Below are 19,361 nucleotides of genomic sequence, written 5' to 3' on the forward strand. Positions count from 1 at the left end.
AGATCGCAGGCATTACGCTGCCTCCGCTCACCGGGATATACGCCCCTGTAATGAAGCTTGTCAATCGCCTTTTATTCCTCCTTGCCTATTGTATATAATGAAAGATAGGGGCCTCGAACCATAGAAAAGGAGTGAAGTACCATGCCAACGAATCATTTATCAACTCCCTACACCTTAAAGAGCTTGTCACTTAAAAATAGAATCGTGATGCCACCGATGTGTCAGTACGCCGTAGATGCGCAGGATGGCATTCCTAATGAATGGCATTATGTGCATTATGTATCCCGTGCAGTTGGCGGTACAGGACTTATCATTGTCGAGATGACTGATGTTGAGCCAGATGGCCGTATCACAGATCTGGTCCGATGACCATATCCCTGCTTATCGTCGTATCGTGGACGAAGTCCATCGACACGGTTCGAAGATCGGTATTCAAATCGCACATGCCGGGCGAAAAGCGACCGATGCGGAGGTCCCGGTAAGTTCATCTGCACTAGCCGTCGATGAGAGCTTCAAGACGCCACGTGCGTTAACTACCGAAGAAGTCCAAGCAATGGTCGTTAAATTTCAAGATGCGGCGAGACGGGCAGTAGAAGCCGGGTTTGATACGATTGAAATTCATGGTGCCCACGGTTATTTGATCCACCAATTTCACTCACCGGCGATTAACCAACGTACAGACGAATACGGGCAAGACCTTGCGAAGTTCGGCATCGAAGTAATTCAAGCCGTGAAGCAAGTCATGCCTGCAGATATGCCGCTGATATTCCGGATATCCTTACTGGAATATATGGAAGACGGCTATGACATCGAACATGGCATTGACATGTGTCGGCGCTACAAGGAAGCCGGCGTTGATATCTTCGATATCTCAACAGGCGGTGAAGGCGGTCCCTATACGAAAATGGCTCGCAAACCCGGCAACTATCCGGGCTACCAAGTCCCGATGGCGCGAGCCGTGAAGCAAGCGCTGCATGTCCCGGTCATCGCTGTAGGCATCTTGGATGATGCGAAGCTCGCAGAGGCTACGATCGCGAATAACGATGCGGACATGGTGGCTGTAGGCCGCGGAATGCTGCGCGATCCTTACTGGGCGCTGCACGCACTTCAAGCCGTATCGAAAGACACCGTTGTACCGAAATCCTATATCCGAGGATATTAATGAGATATGAATTGATCTTTACCTGTAGCAGTGTTTTTTCAGATCATGATGAGGCACACAAATCTCTTTTGGGATTTGTGTGCTTTTTCATATCAATTCCGACTTCACTTATTGGAATTATTAACCTATAATAAAATTACTCGCACACGCACACAAGGAGGTTTTCAACATGACAGCTACGCAGAAACGCGTCGACCATGTCGGCGTCATTGTCAAAGATATTGCACAGACGATCCGTTTCTATACGGAAATTGTAGGTCTCGAAGTGAAAGGAAGAATCACGCATACAAACGGTGTTTTCCAGCTTGCTTTCCTCGGGTTCGGCGGCTCCGATGAGACCGAGATCGAAATTATTCAAGGCTATAATGATAATCTCCCAACGGAAGGCAAAGTCCATCATTTTGCCATCACCGTACCTGATATTGAAGCCGAGTTCCATCGCGTTCGACAGACGGACGCTACGTTCATCGATCAAGAAATTACGACATTGCCGAATGGTTGCCGGTATTTCTTCATTGCCGGCCCTGAAGGGGAATGGATCGAGTTTTTCCAACGATAAATCAAAATCGCCTAACTCTCGATGCTTGCATGCGAGAATTAGGCGATTTTCTTGATTCTACGTAAATACTATAGTATTCTAAAGGGGAATTGTGGCAACAACTTGGTTGCATCACAATTCAAGCAGAGCAGTCGACTGCATGCGGCACTAGAATCTCCCAAATCGAGTGATAGCTGAACAGACCCCTGTAGGCTCTCGCTTTTTTTATTTCATCCCTTGATGTAATTGCTTCACGACTTCAAGACGTTGAAGACGAAGGTTCCATACTTTCTTCCGAAGTTCCTCGACTTGCTCCTCATCCTGACTTGTCTTGAGTTGATGATATAATTCCAGCATATCCAGGTTAATCGAATCGAATTTGCGCCATAGTTCAAACCGTGCAGATCGACGAAGCTCTTGTTGGACTAGCGTATCCTGCCGTCTCATGCTCGCAATAATCTCTTCTTGCCATTCCGTATCACTAATTGATTGTGCATAATTATAGAGATCGAGATGATCATTAATCCAAGTCTGTGTGAAAGATTTATGATGTTTGTGGATCATGGCCTGCATCCCCCTCTGCTCATAACAGAACGTTTATACCAAGTATTATACTCGGAATATCCGGTTTTGCAATATCGTTTTTTATCCAAATTTTAAGCACACGGGTTTTGTGATTTGAACCTCTTGTCCCGTTGCTACCGGGATTCCTTGCTCATTCAATTTCATAACAACCATATTGTCTGAATTCTGATTGGCTGCCAAGACATACGGCTCATTCGGAACAATGGTGAAATGTCTTGGGAAGTTCCCTTTCGTCGAACTCCAGCCCACGGGATGCAATTGGCTCGGTGTCTCTAGATTGTAGACCACAAGGCTGTCGTCTCCACGGTTCGAACCATAGACATAGGTTCCTGAAGCAGCCATTGCAATTTCAGCACACCAGCTATCGCCTTCAAGTCCTGCTGGCAATGTCGTCAACTTCTGTACCGAAGTTAATGTGCCTTCCGCCCGGTTAATCTCGAATACTTCTGCCTCGGAAGTTAATTCATGAATTACATAGACGTAGGGCTCGCTTGGGTGGAACGCCGCATGGCGAGGTCCTGAGCCAGGTGCCGTGTTCGTTACGGAGACTTGATTCAATTTCCCATGTTCGCCATCTAACTCATAGACAACAAGCTGATCCAGTCCTAAATCGGGTACAAGGTAAAAAGAAGTCCCCGGAATGTTGTGTATGGAATGCGGATGTGGTGATTCTTGACGATCCGGATTCACGCTATGTCCAGCATGCTGAACCTGATCCGACAGCGTTCCCAATGAGCCATCTGCTGCAATTGGATATACATTCACGTTACCGGATGAATAATTCACGAGCAACAACCACTGGCCCGTTGGGTCTGTAATCAAATGGCAAGGATCGTCTCCTTGCGTAAGCTGGCGGTTCACTTCTTCGATCGCTCCAGTCTCTACATCATAGCGTAGAGAGACAACGGCCCCATTCGCGGTTTCACTCACAGCAAATAATCGGCGACGCGCAGCATCTACGGTTAGAAATGATGGATTTGCAACGCCCGCATAACCGTTAACCCGTTCTAAGCGACCGTCCCCTTCTGCTTGAAACTGATACAAATGAATGCCTTCCGCCTCTGCGGGTGCATATGAACCAACGAATAGATATGACATAGAATCCTCCCTGACTTGAATTGACATATACCCCCATCATACTTCCTTTTGGTAACCGTTTCACTATAAAAAACGAGATTCTCGCGCCGTAATCGATAAAAACGCCCTGAAGCCGAAGTTTCGACTGCAGGGCATGATCTAAGCTTGATATGTAAGGTTATACTTTAAACTTCCCGATTTGACCTTGTAACTGTTCTGCCATTGTAGATAGTGAGTCCACAGCTGAGCTAATTTCCGCCATCGAAGCCAATTGTTCTTGCGTCGCAGCCGATACCGTCTGCGATTCTGCCACGGCTTCTTCAGAAGTCTCGGAAATCGACGTAATTGCCGCGACAACCTGCTCGGTATTCGCAGACATTTGCTCCACGCTGGCCGACACATTCTGAATTTCATCAGATACGTGATTAATGGAACGATGAATATGTTCGAAGGTCTCGCCCGCTTGATTCACGATCCGGATCCCCTCGGATACTTCGGCTCTGCCCGTCTCTACGGAGATTACGGAGCTTTTCGCTTCTTGCTGAATCGTTGTGATCAGCTCTGCAATCTGCTGCGCGGATTGAGAGGATTGCTCAGCCAAATTACGTACTTCGTTGGCAACGACAGCGAAGCCGCGCCCATGCTCACCTGCACGTGCAGATTCAATCGCCGCATTTAGTGCAAGTAAGTTCGTCTGTTTCGCAATAGCTGTAATCAACTCAACAATCTTGCCGATATCTTTCGAACGCTCCCCAAGACCTGTAATAACACGTGTCAGATCCTCCATGGTGTTGTTAATCGATTGCATCTGTTGAACCGCAGATTGAATGGCATGGTTCCCTTCTAAGGAACGATCCGCAGTCGCAATCACCACATCGGTAACGTTCTGTGCATTTACGGCAATCTGTTGCACGCCAGCAGACATTTCATTTACAGCTTGTACGCATGCCATCACACTTTGCACTTGATGTTCCGTGCCTTCAGCTACTTTCTGAATCGAGCTCGAGATTTGCTCTGTCGCTTGATTTGTCTGCACCGCGCCAGCTGCAAGCTCTTCGGAAGAAGAAGCGACATGCTCTGCGCCTGCTTGGATCTCTGAAATCAACCGTTGTAAATTGCTTTTCATTTGATTGAAGGAATCTGCCAGATCTCCGACTTCATCCTTATTCTTAATCACAATATTAGCGCCCGTTAAGTCCCCGTCAGCGATTTGCTGTGCGGATTTCGAAATGCGCAAGATCGGCTTCGCAATCAGAATGGACACAAAGTATCCAATCACCATAGCCAAGATGGACGTAGCAATGATTGTAATCAGGTTGATTAATTTCAATTGATCTGCCATATCCGAATTTGCTTTATTTCCTTCATTGAGCAGCTGCTGTTGTGCTTTAACCATCCGTTCGGCTTCATATTCCATTTCCCGACCTACCGGGATGACCGTCGTGGATGCCAATTCAATCGATGCTTGGCGATCTGTCTTCGCTAGAGATACCACCTTGTCGGCTTTCGTCTGGAAGTCTTTGCTTAAGTTCTGTAATTTCGTAATCGATTGCTTGTCTTCCTCACGAAGTTCCAGCTGGGCTGTCGCCTTCAACTGTTGGGACTGGGTCTGATTTGCCTGGTTCAAACGGTTCAATGATTCCTCTGTCTGTGTCAACAAATAGTCCCGTAACGCACTGGATTGTTGAACTGCGATTTTGGTAATATTCGAAGCATTTAGTAGAATATCTACCTTATGGTCTAGCAGTTCCTGACTTGATTTATCCATTTTGCTTAGGCTGTTAAATAAGAAACTGCCTGAAATAATCAGTACAACAGCAACAGCCAGAAAACCTGTCAACATTTTCATACGAATGCTAAATTTCATCATGTCTCTCCCTCCGCCAAAATAACTATGTATCCAAAGCCTAATTATACCACCCGTTTGGATAGTCGTTCCAATAGGTCCAAGGAACTATGTTTACAAAATTCTACAAATTTAGACAAATTGATGACAAATATAAAAACACCTGCAATCTACAAAAAACGACAAGTGTTTGTGAATGAAAGCTTCCCATGATCCGTGATATTTTTATTCTGAAACGGACTTCATGTCTGAAAATTTAGATAATCGATGCAGCACAAGTTGAACTGCGATAGCGTCGTCCAGGTACCCAAATGGAAATACATAGTCGGGGACTAAATCCGTTGACAGAATAAAATATAATAGCCCGCTCCCAACGATTGCACGTTTCTTCACCGTAATTTCGTCTTGGCAAAACAACGCATACAAATCCCTTAATTGGTCAATAAAAGGGCCCGCGCCGTCGACACTATCGATCTTGGAGTGAAAACCCTCCACAATGATTTTACGTCCTTCTTCAGTTAAGGCATATTGCTCATATTTGCTTAATTCCTTTTTGATATGTTCCATCGTAAAACGGTGATCCACCAGGTTGGAAGAAAGAAGTACCTTTTGAATCGAGTCAATCGATGCATGAATGTCTGTATGCCAATCCTCTCGCCGGGCTCCGACATCAAACCCCGCTGCCTGAAACAAACTCTCGAGCGGTACGTTAAGATGCACGGCAAATTGCTGCAGTTGATTCGGTTTGGCTTGCTGCTTGCCATTAACGATTCGAGAGATGGTGGCTGTATCGATGCCGGTAAGCGAACCCAATTTACGCATGGATATTGAACGGGCTTTAAGCAGCGCCTTTATCGTGTCACCAAGCTCCAATCCCTCGCTACGATGTGTCATTTCGTCTCACTCCCTACATCATAAAATGGTATGACGTGTTGACCTATTCTCAACAATTTATTGAGTAGATTGCACATTTTCTGAATACGCCCAATACAATGACAGTAAAATGAGTGAGGAGTGAAACAATCATGCCGTGGCTTATTATTCTTGGCTTTGCTGTTTCGTCGAGTATTGATAATTTAGGTGTAGGCATTTCGTATGGCATTCGGGGGATTCGAATCGGATTCCTTGCTAACCTGATTATAGCTATCATTTGTTTTCTCTTTAGTGGTGCAGGGATTCTTTTTGGCCAATGGCTTTCCAAAGTACTTCCCGGCATATTTCCTATCCTAGTTGGCGCATTCCTGTTGTTTATTATCGGGATCCGGATTATTTTGTTGGCCCTTCCTCGTAATAAAAAACACCGTGATTCTAACGTTGACAGAAATGAAACATCGGCAACCAATTTCAAAGAAATATTAGAAAATCCTGAAATAGCCGATCGAGACAAATCTGGAGAAATCGGAATGGGTGAAGCAGTGATTCTTGGGGTTGCCCTTTCCGCTAATGCGGTCACCAGTGGATTAAGTGCGGGCCTACTTGGCTTATCACCGCTCGCCATCTCCCTCACTGCTGCCATCGGCAGTTTTATAACGGTGTGGGCAGGCGTTGCTCTAGGCCGAAAAGTTGCTTCTATTCGAATCGGACGTCTGACATTAGGTCAATTCAGTACCGTATTGAGCGGTGTTATCATTTTAGCCATTGCATATCATTCTCTCTTATAACACCGGCATTCCGACATTACTTGTCTTTACATTTTACGATACACAGATGTCCGTTATGACAGAAGATTCGTAATCGCTGTTGTGGTAAAAAAGGCACATCGCCTCGGATGTGCCTTTGACTATGTATAAGAGCTAAATGCGGAACTTCGTTGTCTGCTCTTGCAACTGTTCAGCCATCTTCGATAACGAAGTGACGAAAGATGCGAATTCTTCCATCGAAGCCAACTGCTCCTCTGTTGCTGCCGATACCGTCTGGGACTCCGCAACGGAGCGTTCCGTCATTTCTGAGATCGTCTCGATGGATTCTACGACTTGTGCCGCATTCTGCGTCATGTGCTGAATTCGCGTAGATACAAGCTGAATCTCTTCTGCCACATGATCAATGGATGATTGAATGTGACCGAAGGCTTCCCCTGCCCGATTCACAATGCGTATGCCTTCCTCCACTTCATTCCGCCCGGTTTCCACCGATACAACGGTGCTTCTTGTATCCTGTTGAATCGCCGCGACCATCTCTGCAATCTGCTTCGCGGATTGGGAAGACTGTTCCGCCAAATTCCGCACTTCATTCGCCACGACCGCGAAACCCTTGCCATGTTCTCCCGCACGAGCTGATTCAATGGAAGCATTCAGGGCTAGCAAATTCGTCTGCTTCGCAATATTCGTAATCAAATCCACAATCTTGCCGATATGCTTCGATCGTTCACCTAACTCCGCGATCATCTTCGAGAGCCCGTCCATCGTCATATGGATCGATTGCATCTGTTGAATCGCGGATTGTATGGCCTGATTCCCCTCTTCTGACTTCTCCGATGTGACTACCACTGCGTCTGCTACTTGTTGAGCATTCACCGAAATATGCTGAACGCCCATCGACATTTCATTCACAGCTTGCACACAATCAACGACGCCTTGTACTTGCTGGTCAGTTCCTTCGGCTACGCGTTGGATCGAGGCAGCGATCTGCTCCGTTGTCTGGCTTGTCTGGTCTGCGCCAGCTGCCAATTCCTGCGAGGAGGCCGCCACATGCTCTGCACTCTTATAAATTTCGGATATCAACTGGCGTAAATTATCGCGCATTTGGTTAAAGGAGACCGCTAAATCCCCGATCTCATCCCGATTCTTGATCCGAATCTCTTGTTCGGTTAGATTGCCTTCCGCGATTTGCTGCGCCGATTTAGAGATCAAAATTAACGGCCTGCAAATAAACCGGGCAAGGAAGTAACCTATAACAAGCGCAAGAACGAACGTGAACCCAATAACTATCATACTTACCGTCTTCAGACTGCTTACGGTCGATGAATTCTGGTTCGAGCTGGTATCCAGCACCTGCTGTTGGTCCTTCACAATGCGATCGGCGATGGATTCCATCTGTTGAGCAACGGGAATGAGCGTCGCCGCTGCATTCTTCACCGCCGATGCCAGATCGGAATCCGCCTCTGTCATAATATTATCCGCCTTCAGGTTGAAGTCTCGACTTAAGGCAATCAATTGATTCAAGGATTGCTTATCTTCCTCGCGCGTGACCAGCTCCAACGTGAGATATAACCTCTGAATTTGCTCCTGACTGGCTTGCTTCATCCGATCGATATTGGCCGAGTCACGTGTCAGTAAATATTGCTGTACGCTGCTTGTCTGTTGAACGGTGTCCTTCGTAATCATCTCAACATTCAACAGAATTTGCGTATCTTGTTCTAACAGCTTCCCATATGACTCGTCCATCTTGTTTAAATTGCTAAAGAGTAGACCGCCCGAGACTGCTAGCAAAATCGCAACCACAAGAAAGCTTAGCACGATTTTTCTATGTATAGTAACTCTCATTCTTTCGCCTCCCCTTTTAACAATAAGAGTGTTATTGACCCATTCTATACCAATTTATCAGAAATATCATCACCCCCATACAGAAATATATAACACCCTATGTTAACATCCACTTAAACGACCGCAAGCCCTTATACAACAAGTAAAAAGCAGCCCGATCCTTTCAAGAATCGAACTGCTTTTTATCTTTTCCCATGCCATTTGTTGCACAAAATACAGGTTTTATTTGACCACGGGTTATTTGCACATCTCAACCCCGGAGATGAACGGAATCACGATAGACGATTCTGCCTTTAATTTGAACCCGCCCAACACTGACGGTATGATTCTGGACCTTCGCAATGATGCTCTTCACCGCAACCTTCGACATTTCATGCATATCGACTTCCAAGGTGGTCAACTGAGGATCCGCGACTGTCGAATAAATGTCATTATCAAATCCGACGACCGACACATCGCCAGGTACCGTATATCCCGATTTGCGCAATTGCGAAATCAGGCGAAATGCCACTTGATCACAATTGCATACAAAGGCGGACGGCAGCTTTTCTGGAAGGTGTATATCGATAAAGGTCCCCCGGTCGTCCCGGTCATGAATAATATAATCTGGATTCAGCTGCAGGCGGTTTTCCAGCAAGCTTTTATAGTATCCAAGGTAACGGTCTTGAATGCTGCTTGTCGAGAAGATATTGCCGATAAAACCAATCTCTTGATGTCCTTGATCTACCAAGTGATTCGTCAGCTCGTAGGCGCCATAGAAATTATCCATGACGACCGAATCGATATCAGTGTGGTTATCATAAAAGTCTAAGAAAATGATCGGAATCCCCGTCTGTATCATATCCTCGACGTAATTCTTATAAATCTGCCCCAGTAAGATAAAGCCATCTACCTTCTTCTCATAATAGATACGCGGCAGAACGTCATGTACCTCATCTTCCTCGCTAAGAATGTGGAGAATGCCAGAGTATTGGAACTGGTCTAGAACCGTTGAAATTTCCTGATAGAACCGAAGGTAGAAAGATTGAACCTCCCCCGTGAACCGCTGCGGGATGATCACGCCAATATTATAGGAGCGACCTTCTTTCATCGATTTCGCCAAATTATTAATGCGATATCCCATGTCATCAGCCATCTGTTTAATCTTTATCTTCAACTCATCACTTACGCCTTCTTTATCATTCAGCGCCTTCGATACCGTTACCGTGCTGACCCCTAGTTTTTCTGCTAAGTCTCGCATGGTAATCTCTCTACTCTTCAAAAAAACCAGCCCCCGTATCATTCATATACAATTGCATTACCTATTATAATGCAAATCGAATAGAATGTGAGGACTGGTGTTTGTAAAAATATAGAACTTATTTAATTTTCTAGGAGATTTCGGAGCCGTTCAACAATGCTAAGTTTCTCTGGATCAGCTCGGAACGTTGCGCAACGCAGGCCAAGGACGTGAACGGATCTTCCGGCGTGTTGAATGTATAGTCTACCAACTGATCAATCGTCGAAGTCGCAACATGCAGGCGCGTGTCGCTCGATGCGTAATAGATGAATACTTCATTCTTCTCATTCACGACCGCACCGTTGCTGAAAATAACATTCGATACATCCCCAACGCGTTCTTCATCATAAGGCGCAATGAAGTGTCCGCCAGGGTTCGCAATGACTTGAGTCGGATCTTCTAAGCTTGTCGCAAATGTGTACAGGACATACCGCAGCCCTACAGCCGTATTCCGCACGCCATGCGCAATGTGAATCCAACCTTTGTCTGTTTTGATCGGTGCAGGTCCTTGACCGTTCTTCACTTCATATACGGTGTGGTATTTCTTCTCATGCAGTACCGTTTCTTTCTCGATAACCGGATTCAGAATATCTTGGCATAGCGCAAATGCTACGCCGCCGCCAGATCCGGTAGAAATAAATCCATCTTGCGGACGTGTATAGAACGCATATTGGCCATTAACCCATTCGGGGTGTAGCACGACATTACGCTGCTGCGGAGATGGCGTCTGAATGTTCAGAAGCTTCACCCAGTTCTTCAAGTCCTTCGTCCGCACAAGTCCTGCCTGCGCAACGGCACTGGATGTATCACTTGCTGGGGCTTCAGGGTCTTTGCGCTCCGAGCAATAAATGCCGTAAATCCAACCATCCTCATGCTGTACAAGACGCATATCATAGATGTTCGTCTCGTCTTGATCCTCATTTACCCAGGAGATCGGATAATCCCAGAAGCGGAAGTTATCGACCCCGTTATCACTCTCCGCAATCGCAAAGAACGATTTGCGATCCAATCCTTCGACACGAGCAACAACATAGTATTTGCCGTCTAGGTAAATTGCACCGGCATTAAATGCCGCATTAATGCCCAGACGTTCCATGAAGAAAGGGTTCGTCTCTTGATTAAGGTCAAATCTCCAAGTCAGCGGCGCATGGTGGCGCGTTAACACCGGATTCTCATAGCGGTCATATACACCGTTATAGAATGACTCCTTCTTCTTATTCGGACGGCTCAGCAATTCCTCTTGCACCTTCAGCAATTCATAATACTTCTCGTGGATCATTATTTCGTCACCCTTTCCATGATTTCCATACAGAATCTTGAATTATGATAAGCCGCTTTCCAAGGACCGCCGATATTGCGCTGCGTTGGTTCGCCATTGGGTTCCGCCGACCAATACCACTCGCCGCCCTCACGCGGGTCTATCAAATGTTTCTTGGTATACGCCCACAGCGCCAGCGTGCGCTCTTGGAATATCTCATCTTTCGTATGTCTAAAAGCATTCACAAAACCGACCATCGCTTCAACCTGAACCCACCATACCTTTGTCAAATCTAGGTGATCGCCCTCCTTCTCATTCGCGAGCGATCCATCCGGTTGTACCGCGTGCCGTGCGATGTTGTAGGCAATGTTCATCACCATTTGGTTAAAAGCTTCATTCTTGAGCCCCAGCACATGAATCGCTTCATCCAATAGCCAGCTTGCTTCAATGTCGTGTCCGTACGAGGTTAGATCCACGAGACTTTCCCACGATGTATTGAAGAAAACGCCCAAAACGTGTGTTGTCGGATCGTAAATCTTCTCGTGGAAAATGGTTAAAAGATTGACCATACGGTCCCGAAGTTCTTCCGATGGCTGCACACGGTACAGATTCGTATAAGCCTCCAGCACATGCAAATGCGTGTTCATCGTAATGTCTGCAATGACGCCGTTCTCACTCAGCTGTTCATTCGGTTGTTCTTGCCATTCCCGATTGAATTCTTCGCCGTAAGCATTACGCTCCGGGAAGAACCCGATCTTCTCAATGAGCTGATAGAGGCGATTCGCAAGGTTCAATGCGTCTGCATTCGCCGTTACGCGGTAATATTCACTGAGCGCATAGATGGCAAAAGCTTGCGCATACACATGTTTCCGGGAATCCGTCACATTCCCTTGGTAGTCGACAGCCCAGTAGATCCCGCCAAATTCAGGATCAACCATCTTGGTGGATAGAAATTGATACGCATGGTGTGCGGCCTGTAAAACTCTTCATTCTTCGTGACCCGATAGGCTGCCGAGAAAGACCACAAGAACCGGCTTAATGCGATGCTTCCCTTCTCTTCCTGCTTATGTATGCGTAGATTGTAGTCGACGAGCCCATAGAATCCGCCATTCCCCTTGTCTTGCATGCGCATCCAGAAAGGAAGAATATGCCCTACAAGTTCCTGTTCAACCTCTTATCTAAACGTATTCACATGATCACCTGCATCTTGTTAGTTTATCGTTTACTTAATGAATATATGTTACGCGCTTACAAAGACGGCTGTCAATGGCATATTCATTTCGTATCCTGATATAGAGTTCGTCTGAACAACAATTGGATATTTGTCGCTGCTCCGCGTCCTCCCGGCATGGAAAAGGACATCACCGTTATCCGTTGATGTCCTCATTCCTGTTATAGATATTTACGAATCGAATCGGCTGCCTGACGTGCGCAAGCCTTACTTCCCTCCTCTGTCAGGTGAAGCAAATCATCGCAAATGTACTTCTCCGCACGCTCCTTCACAACAGCATTCAAATCATTGACCTCTATCCGGTGTTGATGCATTAGTGCAATGGCTGCCCGGTTATATTGATCAATCTCTGCGTTGCTGCGTCCTGATTGCATCGGATGGACCGGCGTCGTCGTTGCAAAAATAAGGGGCGCTCCTGTACGCTTCAGCTCCTGAATAATGCGCGTGAGTGTCTCGATGTATTCGTCCAAGGAGGTTAGGGCCTCAACCATCGGTGCTTCATGATGCAGATCCCATAACCCGGTATTCCAATGAATAATATCCGGCTGCCCCAACTCCTTCAGCCAGAGATTCACGCCCCATAACGTATATTTCGAGAACCGGCCATTCTCTTCTGGTCCGACCACTTCAGCGGCGCCTCGCAGCTCATCGGCAACATGAAGTTGATATCCTATGCGGATGGAATCCCCCAATAATAATACCTTTTTCATCTTCTCACCTCATACATTAATTTAAGTTAACGATTATCTGTATAATCTTTGTATCATACTTTACAACAACCGAACAGGCGTATGTACATTTCTTTTGTACATATCTTCATTTGTATGTCCATCTGCTGACAAACATGAAGAAGGATTGGGCAGTCACTTCTGCTCAATCCTTCTTTTGTCTGATCTTCATTTTCACCTTGCCGTATCCTTCTCCGTTGTTTATACAGTTCCCCGTTTTTCTTTTAACGCGGCCAATTCCTTCTGAATCTCATCTCGTTTCTCTTGTTCCACATAGGATGGCGCGGCGTTCAACACTTCACCAGCCTTGATCCCTGCATAAGCTTGGGCTTCGACCTGCCATACCTTCTCTTCAATACGAGCTAAGCCGTGATGAACCCGGTCCATGTCATAAGGTTGTAATGCAGCAGTTGAGGCTTGAATCGCTTGCGCCGCACGGATCCGAGAGAGCAGGTTCTGTTTCTGCAAGACAAGCTCGTTATACTTCTCATTCATACGTTTCATCTGTTCGAGCAGGGCGGCCGTTTGATTTTTCGTTGCTTCATGCTGTGTTTTATAGAGGGCGAGTTTCTCTTGATTGCGCAGCTTCTCTTCGATGGCAAGCTCTGCAATCGCATCTTCCTGCCGGTCGACAGCGAGTTCAGCTTGCCGGCTGCGCTTCATGATTAAGGCTGTTGTCTCCTCGATTTGCGCTTCGTATCTTCGCTCGTTCCAATATTGCTGCGCGAGCGCTTGCTGAGCTTGTCCCATTTGCTCCTCCAAATCTCGTATATATTGCTTCACCATACTCACTGGATTCTCCATTTTGTCCAGAAAATGATTCGTATCCGCCGTTGCCATATGTTTTACGCGCTTAAAAATCCCCATAATTATTTCTCCTCTTTCCGTATATGATTCTCCCATTCATCCAGCACATCGCCGTTCCGAACAGGAGGGTTATGCATGCCGATATAGGTTGTGACCGGTTCAATCACGGCAGTATTCCGCTTCATTCTTCGATAGAGCCAGAATCCAATACCTCCCACAATTAGCAGACCCAACCCAAGCATGAACAGCAGCGGTACGATGAACGCTCCATGATGTTCTACCTCCATCTCTTGTCCACCATATGGGAACACCTGAATGCTAGTCATATGACCTCTCATGCCACCCATCGATGTTTCATAGCCTGCATATCCATGCATTCGATCGTGGTGACGGTTGGATTCATAGCCGTTCATGGCATGTACACCAACCATCAAAATGAAAAGGAAGTAACCTGTCATTACCACCCATTTCCATATTGCCATTGGTTTTCTTCTCATAAGTCTTTCACCTCCTTTTGTCAACTACATTTGGAGTATGTCACTCCCGATGTCCATAACTATAATAGGCTTTGGTGAAAATCAAGTGAAAACAATCTTCAGCTTATTTTCATGTTCGCGTGATATCTTATTCAACATGAAATGCTGTATACAAAGGGGTTACTCTTGCATGAAAATATTACTCGCGGAAGATGACTTACTGCTCGGCGAACTCATCTCTCATTTATTAAAGAAAAAGGCCGCATGTACCGTTGATTGGGTCACCGACGGCGAAGCTGCCTACGATTATGCACAAGCTTCAAGCTATGACGCATTGATCCTAGATTGGATGATGCCTGAGCGCGATGGAACCGATGTGTGCCGCCAGCTGCGCAAAGAAGACTATATGGGAGCTATCCTAATACTCACGGCCAAAGATGCCTTGCAGGACCGTGTTCATGGCTTGGATGCAGGGGCGGATGATTATTTGGTCAAACCTTTTGAAATTGATGAATTACTTGCTCGTCTGCGCGCACTGACTCGGCGAAATTTCGCGCCTCTCCAAGAAGAGACGGTCCAGATCCGCGATTATGTGATCTACCGAACCAAACGTGTGGTTCTTAAGAACGGTCAACACATTCAACTCTCGCCAAGAGAATTCCAGCTTCTTGATCTGCTAGCCCAGCACAAAGGGATGGTGCTAACACGGGAAATCATCATGGATCGCATCTGGGGACTAGATAGTGATGTGCATATGAAGACAATAGATGCGACCGTGAAGTTGTTACGCAAAAAACTCGAAACCGCAGATGGCGAAGGTATCATTCAAAGCGTGCGTGGGGTGGGATATCAACTTGAAAATTGAGACATGGTGGACAAGGTTTCGAGGAACGACGGTTTTTGACCGAACGCAGCGCCGATTAACGCTGCAATACAGCGGTTTAGTCGTCTTATTTTTGACCTTATTTATCGCGATCGTGTTGGGACTGCTCTACAACATCCTCATTCTCAATCCGAAAGGACAGCTCCACGATCTCGCCGATGATGAGATGGCTTATATGAAAGATCTTCTGATGCGTAATGGAAGCAAGAACAGTATGATGCACCAAAAACAAGATGAATATTTTACGCTGGGCCAGAATCAGTACTTCTATTATTGGGTCGATTCGCAAGGTTCCTTGCAGTATGGGGATGAAATGCAATCAGGCAGCCGTACCCAAATTCTAAGCTCCTTATCTGAATGGCGACCATCAAGGGGGGCGCAGGAGATCCGATATGCCACGGTGCAACTGCCAAGCATGCACGGTGGCATGCATATGGGAAAAGGCGAAGCCAAGGAGGAGCAAACGGTAACACTCATGATGACCGGGCGAACGCTCTATTCAGGTCAAGACGTCACCGGCACGCTCTATATCGGCAAAGATATATCCGTTCAATGGAACTTATTTCGCTGGTCGCTGATCGCGTTAATGACGCTTGGGTTGCTGTTCTTTGCACTCGCGCTCATCCTCAGTCATATCATGTCCAAGCGTGCGATGATTCCCATTATGCAATCCTATACGCGTCAGAGGGAATTCGTCGCGGATGCCTCACATGAGTTAAGAACGCCGCTTAGCGTTATGCTCTCGTCTATTGACACGTTGCAGTTGGAGGACGGCATGGCACAGAATCCTTTTGCAGCGCGGGTGCTTGCGAATATGCGTAATGAAGTCAAACGAATGACCAAGCTGGCGGGAGATCTGTTGACCTTGGCCCGCTCCGATTCCGGCGAAGTGCTCCTTGCGAATGAACCGCTCGATTTACGTGCGAACGCAGAGCACATCCTGCAATCCTTGCAAGCCTTAGCAGACGCGAAGCAGATACAACTGACTCTGCAAGCTCCCCCATCCCTGATGATGTATGGAGATGCAGACCGCCTGGAGCAGCTCCTTGTCATTCTAATCGACAATGCAATCAAATACACACCGGATGGCGGTGATGTGAGGGTCATGATTTCCGTCGAACGGGCCAAATCCATGCACATCCTGCAATTCATAGTTGAAGATAATGGAATCGGAATCCGAGCAGAGGATCATAAACAGATCTTCACCCGGTTCTATCGGGAGGATAAATCGCGCTCCAAGGAACTGGGCGGCCATGGTCTAGGACTAGCGATCGCCAAATGGATAGTCGATGCCCATCGAGGAACCATCCATGTCGAGAGCAAGGTCAACCAGGGGAGTCGGTTCGTCGTACGAATTCCCATGCGGGAAGGTTCGTGGTCCTAGTTCTATCGCTTGTTTCGTTGGCTGAGAAGGAACATCGCACGAATGTTTGACAATCTATGAAAACACTTGCATACGGCATATTTCAAGATTAAGCTTAATACAAGATGAAAAATGCGAGTTGAATGGAGTCAATGATGATGGAAAACCTATTCAGCACTATTGAACGAGAAATTGCTATTTTTGGCCGCCGGGCGGAAGCGATTCGGATTGCTTATTTAAGCCACAGCGATTTTGATCGCTCCACCTATTTATTATTGCGGCAATTAGAACATGAAGGACCTCTCGCCATCAAAGCTTTAGCAGACGCATTATTACTAGATATCTCCACAGCAAGCCGACAGACAGCAGCCTTAGAGACCAAGGGATTCGTCGAGAAGCTATCCGATCCGAACGATGCCCGCGTCAAGCTGCTGCAAATCACCGAATTGGGACGCCAGGAACTCCTTGCTTTCGCCAAAGCTCGGGAGGCATTCTATGCCGGCCTGTTAGAGGATTGGAACGAAGAAGAATGCCGACAATTCGGGGAGAGTCTCGCTCGATTTAACCGCACCATGGAAGAACGACGCAGAGTAAATAAATCCGAGTAACGTGAGAATGAGAACCTTAGGGGGCATAAGACGGCGACAGCGTGTTGTGCCCCTTTTATTTTGACGCTACTTATGACCATTCATTTCATGCCATACAGAAGGGAAGGAAATCACGATGAAATCCACGAAGACTGCCTATCACGCAAGACAGCTTGAGATCATTGCGCAAATTGCTGAGAGAGCCTATCACCAACCGCTTTTGCCCAGCGGGCTATGGTTCCACCACGATATTCGAGACAACTTCTACGATGCCGCCTATCTGTTCGCAGCCGCTGTAGACCCTCATGTGGAGGTTTCTATAGATCGCGACCGCGCGAAAGCGGTTGCAACCGACGTACTCCTCGCTGTGCTTCAATTGCAAGATCATGATGAGACGAGTGATACCTACGGGCACTGGCCGTTGAACCTTCACCCTACCCCGGTGGAAGCACGTCCGCATAATCTCCCTGTTGAACTCATGGGGAGCTTAATGATTTACTTTGACACCCAATATCATAAGCAGATGAGCACCGCGTTACATGCAGCTTTTGAGACGGCTTTCCTACATATATACCAAGGCAACTTCTATCGCCAACCCATGGCAAGCTATGGTCATCATGAAGCGAAATTTACCGCAGCCAAATTGATTCTTGGCCGTAAGTTCCATGATACCGAGCTGATTCAAGACGGCTATAATAGTCTGAAATTAACGTTGGAACGCGTGCTTACGATCGGCATGTGGGAGTACGGCAGCTTGCCTTGGTTCTGGCATTGGGTTCAAGCGTATACGAGTGCATGGGAACTCGAACAAGACACCCATATCCGGGCGGATCTTGGAACCCTGCTCGATTATTTATGGCGTGAACGGTCATTATTCTATTTAAAAGGAACTTGGGTTGGCCCTCATGCAAGAGGATTGAAGCATGATATTCCACAGGATGAGAATGTCCTGTTGGATTACGTTCAATACGGGGATTTCAAATTACCCGATAACCTGCCTCGCACAGAGTTCGCGGGATTCTTGTTCTATGAAGCGCCTGTCGATGCACGGGTGACCGCCCTCGATCGCTCCCAGCCTACGGAAGTGATGAAGCGAATTACTCGCTTGGAGACGGGGCAGGAGCAACATCTTCATGCGTATGCCTACATTACAGAGCAATATGCCGTCGGCGGGATGTGGGAACGGCATGTGGAATTCGATAATGAGCAGCAGCGATGGGATATCACCTTCCCCTTATCGGATGAAAAGGGAATCAATCAAGCCTATGTATTCCATCCGGGCGAAGGTTACTCGCACGGCGACCCACGGCATCAGAGCGAATTCCAGAACGTGTTATTTCACAAAAATACGGTGATGTCCCTTTACCCGATTCCGCCCGAAGCATCACAGGATGAGATCGTTGGCGTGCTGCCGCAGGGCACATGGATTCAGGATCCATTAGCGCTGTACGGACAAGTCGGCAACGTCTATATGGCAGTGCAATTCATGCAATCCTACCAATGTGAAGAAGCGGAGGACCATTATACCCTGCATAGCAAAGGTCGAAATAACGGCGTGGTGATGGAAGTGATGGCCGCGCATGAAGCTGTCGCGTTGGATATCCAGAACGTAGAGCAGTTCGCAGCGGTTATGCGGGCCAATCTACCGACATTCCTCGCAGAACCTGTATTACAAGTACAGTATCGTACGCTGAAAGGGGATACGCTTCAGCTCACAGCCATGCCTGGTCAAGGTCAACCATATATTAATGGTGAAGCGATCGAGTTCGGCCGGTATTCCGTGTAACCTGGAGTAAATCGTATCCGGATGGGAAGAAGTGGGACCTCTTGTGCAGAAATACATGACACTGATGGCTGGTATTGTCGCATGTGGAATCTTGTTTTTTTGCAGGATATCATTGGATGAAACGTAAGAAAATTGCATAATTTACCCTTTCGGAGCCCCTCCTCCACGACTAAATTTTCCGCGGTGCGACGGGCTTTTGTGATTCATGTCATAAATTACCTGAACTTTTCCCTTTAGTTGGCTGTTACAATCTTTACAACTGCGAACCAAATT

At 46.9% G+C, this 19,361-nt stretch carries 18 protein-coding genes and 1 pseudogene; 7 read left to right on the forward strand and 12 right to left on the reverse strand.

All coding sequences use genetic code 11. The annotated features are described in order from the left end of the window. Nucleotides 1–141 precede the first annotated feature (141 nt). Nucleotides 142–1,162, forward strand: a pseudogene (locus tag BVG16_RS18355) (NADH:flavin oxidoreductase/NADH oxidase). A gap of 169 nt (nt 1,163–1,331) precedes the next feature. Further along, nucleotides 1,332–1,721 carry a VOC family protein gene (locus BVG16_RS18360; RefSeq protein ID WP_078500369.1) on the forward strand — a complete coding sequence of 130 codons (390 nt, stop codon included), beginning with the start codon at nt 1,332–1,334 and terminating at the stop codon, nt 1,719–1,721. A gap of 204 nt (nt 1,722–1,925) precedes the next feature. Here the strand turns inward: BVG16_RS18360 and BVG16_RS18365 are convergent, their stop codons facing one another. The 4 genes from BVG16_RS18365 to BVG16_RS18380 all read right to left on the reverse strand — a co-directional run bounded on the left by BVG16_RS18365 (nt 1,926) and on the right by BVG16_RS18380 (nt 6,102). Continuing rightward, nucleotides 1,926–2,264, reverse strand: coding sequence for a hypothetical protein (locus BVG16_RS18365; protein WP_078500371.1), 339 nt, complete (start codon nt 2,262–2,264; stop codon nt 1,926–1,928). Between the two features lie 81 nt (nt 2,265–2,345). After that, on the reverse strand, nt 2,346–3,383 hold the full coding sequence (locus tag BVG16_RS18370) for a lactonase family protein (protein ID WP_158081725.1): 1,038 nt from the start codon (nt 3,381–3,383) through the stop codon (nt 2,346–2,348). Nucleotides 3,384–3,540: 157 nt separating this feature from the next. Beyond that, nucleotides 3,541–5,232 carry a methyl-accepting chemotaxis protein gene (locus BVG16_RS18375; RefSeq protein ID WP_233147085.1) on the reverse strand — a complete coding sequence of 564 codons (1,692 nt, stop codon included), beginning with the start codon at nt 5,230–5,232 and terminating at the stop codon, nt 3,541–3,543. 201 nt (nt 5,233–5,433) lie between these two features. Continuing rightward, entirely contained in the window at nt 5,434–6,102 is a 669-nt protein-coding gene (locus BVG16_RS18380) for a DUF1232 domain-containing protein (protein WP_078500374.1), read from the reverse strand. 131 nt (nt 6,103–6,233) lie between these two features. Between BVG16_RS18380 and ytaF the strand changes: the two genes are divergently transcribed. Then, nucleotides 6,234–6,869, forward strand: coding sequence for a sporulation membrane protein YtaF (ytaF, locus tag BVG16_RS18385; protein ID WP_078500376.1), 636 nt, complete (start codon nt 6,234–6,236; stop codon nt 6,867–6,869). Nucleotides 6,870–7,001: 132 nt separating this feature from the next. Here ytaF and BVG16_RS18390 read toward each other — a convergent pair whose 3' ends face one another. The 8 genes from BVG16_RS18390 to BVG16_RS18420 form a co-directional block, all read right to left on the reverse strand. After that, entirely contained in the window at nt 7,002–8,690 is a 1,689-nt protein-coding gene (locus BVG16_RS18390) for a methyl-accepting chemotaxis protein (RefSeq protein WP_078500378.1), read from the reverse strand. 250 nt (nt 8,691–8,940) lie between these two features. Next, on the reverse strand, nt 8,941–9,972 hold the full coding sequence (locus BVG16_RS18395; protein ID WP_078500380.1) for a substrate-binding domain-containing protein: 1,032 nt from the start codon (nt 9,970–9,972) through the stop codon (nt 8,941–8,943). Nucleotides 9,973–10,060: 88 nt separating this feature from the next. Then, complete coding sequence (locus BVG16_RS18400) at nt 10,061–11,248, reverse strand: glycoside hydrolase family 130 protein (protein ID WP_078500382.1); 1,188 nt, start codon at nt 11,246–11,248, stop codon at nt 10,061–10,063. Continuing rightward, nucleotides 11,248–12,165 (reverse strand): AGE family epimerase/isomerase, encoded by a 918-nt coding sequence (locus tag BVG16_RS18405; RefSeq protein WP_332888794.1) that lies wholly within the window; start codon nt 12,163–12,165, stop codon nt 11,248–11,250. The genes BVG16_RS18400 and BVG16_RS18405 overlap by 1 nt, the downstream gene beginning before the upstream one ends. Next, nucleotides 12,108–12,353 carry a hypothetical protein gene (locus BVG16_RS33865; protein ID WP_332888795.1) on the reverse strand — a complete coding sequence of 82 codons (246 nt, stop codon included), beginning with the start codon at nt 12,351–12,353 and terminating at the stop codon, nt 12,108–12,110. Before BVG16_RS33865 ends, BVG16_RS18405 begins: the two co-directional genes overlap by 58 nt. Before the next feature lie 266 nt (nt 12,354–12,619). Continuing rightward, a complete protein-coding gene (locus BVG16_RS18410; protein WP_078500384.1) occupies nt 12,620–13,168 on the reverse strand; it encodes an SGNH/GDSL hydrolase family protein in 549 nt (182 codons plus the stop codon). 219 nt (nt 13,169–13,387) lie between these two features. Then, entirely contained in the window at nt 13,388–14,053 is a 666-nt protein-coding gene (locus tag BVG16_RS18415; protein WP_158081726.1) for a PspA/IM30 family protein, read from the reverse strand. 2 nt (nt 14,054–14,055) lie between these two features. Beyond that, a complete protein-coding gene (locus BVG16_RS18420) occupies nt 14,056–14,490 on the reverse strand; it encodes a hypothetical protein (RefSeq protein ID WP_078500388.1) in 435 nt (144 codons plus the stop codon). Between the two features lie 169 nt (nt 14,491–14,659). On the opposite strand from BVG16_RS18420, the gene BVG16_RS18425 reads away from it, so the two are divergent. From BVG16_RS18425 to BVG16_RS18440, 4 genes are all read left to right on the forward strand, one after another. Next, nucleotides 14,660–15,334 (forward strand): response regulator transcription factor, encoded by a 675-nt coding sequence (locus BVG16_RS18425; RefSeq protein ID WP_078500390.1) that lies wholly within the window; start codon nt 14,660–14,662, stop codon nt 15,332–15,334. After that, nucleotides 15,324–16,736: a sensor histidine kinase gene (locus BVG16_RS18430; RefSeq protein ID WP_158081727.1), complete on the forward strand. Its 1,413-nt coding sequence runs from the start codon at nt 15,324–15,326 to the stop codon at nt 16,734–16,736. Before BVG16_RS18425 ends, BVG16_RS18430 begins: the two co-directional genes overlap by 11 nt. Before the next feature lie 131 nt (nt 16,737–16,867). Next, nucleotides 16,868–17,323: a MarR family winged helix-turn-helix transcriptional regulator gene (locus BVG16_RS18435; protein ID WP_332888796.1), complete on the forward strand. Its 456-nt coding sequence runs from the start codon at nt 16,868–16,870 to the stop codon at nt 17,321–17,323. Between the two features lie 115 nt (nt 17,324–17,438). Continuing rightward, nucleotides 17,439–19,088, forward strand: coding sequence for a hypothetical protein (locus tag BVG16_RS18440; protein ID WP_078500396.1), 1,650 nt, complete (start codon nt 17,439–17,441; stop codon nt 19,086–19,088). Nucleotides 19,089–19,361 lie beyond the last annotated feature (273 nt).

The organism is Paenibacillus selenitireducens (assembly GCF_002021565.1).
Classification (GTDB): Bacteria; Bacillota; Bacilli; order Paenibacillales; family Paenibacillaceae; genus Paenibacillus_K; species Paenibacillus_K selenitireducens.

Coding starts and splice junctions, on each gene's coding strand:
- BVG16_RS18360 (WP_078500369.1), top strand. CDS start 1,332: ATGACAGCTACGCAGAAACGCGTCGACCATGTCGGCGTCATTGTCAAA.
- BVG16_RS18365 (WP_078500371.1), bottom strand. CDS start 2,264: ATGATCCACAAACATCATAAATCTTTCACACAGACTTGGATTAATGAT.
- BVG16_RS18370 (WP_158081725.1), bottom strand. CDS start 3,383: ATGTCATATCTATTCGTTGGTTCATATGCACCCGCAGAGGCGGAAGGC.
- BVG16_RS18375 (WP_233147085.1), bottom strand. CDS start 5,232: ATGATGAAATTTAGCATTCGTATGAAAATGTTGACAGGTTTTCTGGCT.
- BVG16_RS18380 (WP_078500374.1), bottom strand. CDS start 6,102: ATGACACATCGTAGCGAGGGATTGGAGCTTGGTGACACGATAAAGGCG.
- ytaF (WP_078500376.1), top strand. CDS start 6,234: ATGCCGTGGCTTATTATTCTTGGCTTTGCTGTTTCGTCGAGTATTGAT.
- BVG16_RS18390 (WP_078500378.1), bottom strand. CDS start 8,690: ATGAGAGTTACTATACATAGAAAAATCGTGCTAAGCTTTCTTGTGGTT.
- BVG16_RS18395 (WP_078500380.1), bottom strand. CDS start 9,972: ATGATACGGGGGCTGGTTTTTTTGAAGAGTAGAGAGATTACCATGCGA.
- BVG16_RS18400 (WP_078500382.1), bottom strand. CDS start 11,248: ATGATCCACGAGAAGTATTATGAATTGCTGAAGGTGCAAGAGGAATTG.
- BVG16_RS18405 (WP_332888794.1), bottom strand. CDS start 12,165: ATGGTTGATCCTGAATTTGGCGGGATCTACTGGGCTGTCGACTACCAA.
- BVG16_RS33865 (WP_332888795.1), bottom strand. CDS start 12,353: ATGCAAGACAAGGGGAATGGCGGATTCTATGGGCTCGTCGACTACAAT.
- BVG16_RS18410 (WP_078500384.1), bottom strand. CDS start 13,168: ATGAAAAAGGTATTATTATTGGGGGATTCCATCCGCATAGGATATCAA.
- BVG16_RS18415 (WP_158081726.1), bottom strand. CDS start 14,053: ATGGGGATTTTTAAGCGCGTAAAACATATGGCAACGGCGGATACGAAT.
- BVG16_RS18420 (WP_078500388.1), bottom strand. CDS start 14,490: ATGAGAAGAAAACCAATGGCAATATGGAAATGGGTGGTAATGACAGGT.
- BVG16_RS18425 (WP_078500390.1), top strand. CDS start 14,660: ATGAAAATATTACTCGCGGAAGATGACTTACTGCTCGGCGAACTCATC.
- BVG16_RS18435 (WP_332888796.1), top strand. CDS start 16,868: ATGATGATGGAAAACCTATTCAGCACTATTGAACGAGAAATTGCTATT.
- BVG16_RS18440 (WP_078500396.1), top strand. CDS start 17,439: ATGAAATCCACGAAGACTGCCTATCACGCAAGACAGCTTGAGATCATT.